Source organism: Rhodoferax sp. BAB1, assembly GCF_013334205.1.
Classification (GTDB): domain Bacteria; phylum Pseudomonadota; class Gammaproteobacteria; order Burkholderiales; family Burkholderiaceae_C; genus Hylemonella.
Genome location: NZ_CP054424.1, coordinates 2298089 through 2300967 on the forward strand (window position 1 = coordinate 2298089; position 2879 = coordinate 2300967).

General features: G+C 71.2%; 2 protein-coding genes. Both read right to left on the minus strand.

The window, feature by feature from the left end; translation table 11 throughout:
* Window positions 1-6 precede the first annotated feature (6 nt).
* Complete coding sequence (locus HTY51_RS11055; protein WP_174252794.1) at window positions 7-1917, minus strand: HlyD family efflux transporter periplasmic adaptor subunit; 1911 nt, start codon at window positions 1915-1917, stop codon at window positions 7-9.
* 91 nt (window positions 1918-2008) lie between these two features.
* A complete protein-coding gene (locus HTY51_RS11060) occupies window positions 2009-2854 on the minus strand; it encodes a SapC family protein (RefSeq protein WP_174252795.1) in 846 nt (281 codons plus the stop codon).
* Window positions 2855-2879 lie beyond the last annotated feature (25 nt).

The window sequence follows — 2879 nt, forward strand, 5'->3', positions numbered from 1 at the left end:
TGCCCTTCAGCCCAGCCACTTCCAGGTGCTCAGGCGCAGCCAGTCCACGAAGGGATGGGTCCAGATCCAGATCAGGCGGCGCTGACCCACCTCGACCTTGCCTATGCCTTCCAGGCCGGGGCGCAGGCCGGCGTCGGCCCGGTCGAGCCTGGCCTCGACGCGGAAATGGTTGCGCCCGTCCTGCGGCACCGAGATGGGCGTGATGCGCTCCACCGTGAAGGCCAGGCGCTCGTAGGGCAGGCCCGAGAGCGCGAGTTCACCGCGCTGGCCCAGCTGCAGGTGGCCGATGTCGCGCTCGTCGACCTGCAGGATCACGCGGTAGGCGTCCAGCGGCGCCAGTTCGAACAGCAGCTTGCCCTGCTCCACCGGCGAGCCCAGCTGCTGGCTCAGGTCGCCCTGCACCACCAGGCCGTCGAAGGGCGCCAGCAGCGTGGCGCGGGCCAGGCGCTCCTCGGTCAGCGCGAGCTGGGCCTGGGCCTGGTCGACCTGGGCCGAGGTCACGGCCATGGCCGCGCGGTCGGAGCCAGCGGCGGCCAGGCGGTAACGGCGGCGGGCCTGTTCGGCCTCGGCCATCCAGCGCAGCTGTTCGAGCTTGAGGTCGCGGTCGTCCAGGCGGGCCAGCACCTGGCCCGTGCGCACGCGGTCGCCGGGGCGCACCAGGCTCTCGGTCACGAAACCCGGGAAAGGCGCGGCCACGCCGCGCTGCACCTCGCCCTCGACCACGGTCTTGGCCGAAACACGGTGGGTGCCGCTGGCCAGGCTGAGGAACAGCAGCACCGCCACACCCAGCGCCACCACCAGCTTGAGGCCGGGATGGTCGGGGCCGAAGAGGCTGGTGGCCCCGTGGCGCCAGGCCGCCGTGATGCGCTCCCACACACCGCGTTCCTGCCGGCGCTTGAGGTCCAGCACCGAACCCAGCAGGGTGCCCAGGGCTTCGCACAGGGCAAGATCGTCCGCGCCGAAGGGCAAATCGCGCGCGCGCTCGAAGGTCAGCACGCCCACCATGACCCCGTCGTTGCGCAGGGGAACGGAGAGCACGGCGCTGTCCTGGCGCGAGGCGGCCAGCGCGGCGTGGGCCAGGCCGGGCACACCGTCGGCCAACAAGGGCGGGTGCACCACGGAGAGGTCCAGGTCCCAGACCTCGTCCATGGCTTCGGCCAGCAGGCGCACGAAGTCGGTCCGTGCATCGAAAGTCGCGGTGTGCGAGATGGCCTGTACCCGGATGGAGCCGGCGTGCTCGAAACCCAGGGCCACGCGCTGGCAGTCCAGGCGCGCGGCCAGGTCGTTGACCACGGCCAGGCAGGCGGCGCCCAGGCGCTCTTCCTGCAGGGCGGTGGCCAGGGTGTCGGTGGCCAGCGAGAGGCGCGCCACCATCTGGCGTTCGCGCTGCACCAGCTGCTGGCGGAAGTGGTCGACCAGCCAGGCGCTGCCCCAGTGCAGCAGGCGCAGGGCCAGCTGCACCTCGGCGTCGGACCGCGGCGTGAGGTCCAGCACAACCGCGCCCTGCAGCTTGCCGTCGACCTCCAGCGGGTAGGCCACGTGGGTGGCCAAGCTGGCCGTGCCCTCGCCGCCGGACTGCACCACACCCCGGCGCTGCGTGAGCGCGGCCTGCGCGGCCGGGCCGAGATGCATGAGGTTGCGGCTGGCGTCGGGCCAGAGTGCGGCCGGCGTGTAGCTGTTGTCCTGCTCCGCGAGCAGCACCAGGGCGCCGCGCACGCGCGGCACCTGCAGGCAGAGGATGGTCAGCCAGCTGGCGCAGAAGGCACGGGTGTCGGAGGGCTGGCTCAGGCCGGCCCAGGCCGAGCCGTCGGCAGCAGCGCTGGCCGAGGCGGCGGGAGATGCGGAGGACGATGCAGCGGCAGCACTGCCGCTGTCGGCGGCAGCATCGGTGTTGGCGTAGATCGGTGCGCTGCTCAAGTGGTCACGTCGGCGGTTGTGGGGTCGGCCCGGACATCATCTCTGCTCTCCGGGCCGCAGGCACGCTGGGACGAGCCGCCCCAGCGCGCGTTCAGCCGGGGGTGACCGCCGTTTTTCGGCGGCCGCTGGCCGCCGGGGCCGGCGCAGCAGGCGCAGGCGTTGCGGCGGGTGCGGGGGCCTCCTCGGCCGGCGCTGCTGCCGGGGCAGCATCGGCGCGGCTGCGCACCAGGCGGTCCTTGACGGCATCGAAGTTGCGCATGGACTGCAGGTGCAGGTAGATCAGCTCCAGCTCGTCGGTGGCGGCCAGCGCGGCGAGCTTTTCGGGGGCGAGCTTCTTGAGGCGCGCGCGGTCCACCACGTGGAAGCCGGTGAGTGTCATCTTCTCGCCCTGGGGCAGGGTGAACTGGGCCTGCATGGGCTCGACCAGGTCCAGGGCCTTGAGCTTGGCGCAGAAGGCACGGGTGCGCTCGAACTGCAGGCGGTATTCCTGCAGGAACTTGAGCACGTTGTCCACATAGGCCGTGGCCTTGCCGTCGGCACCGAAGAGGGCCTGGCCGCGGCCCTGGTAGTTCAGGCCCTGGAAGGCCTCGTCCACGCAGAGGGTGAAGGTCTTGCCGTCTTCGCTGGAAGAAAACACGAAGGGGTAACGGCGCAGGAAGGCCGGCACGTAACCGGCTTTCCAGCTGTCGTCCTCGTTGACGTAGAGGTTTTCGTTCTGGCGCGCGCCCAGAATGACCACGGGCACCAGGGCATCGCCGCTGCTGGCGAAGACCACCGCGTAATCGGCCGCGGCCTGCGGGAACTCCACCGCCATCAGGGGCACGGAATTGATCTTGCGCGCAAAGCCGTAGCCCTTGCCCGCCTCGACCGAGGCCTTGGCGTGGCGCCCGCTGGAGACGGGGACGGCGGTTTCATAGATCAGCAGCTGGGTACTCATGCGTGGGTCCTCCCTGTTGTGGAAA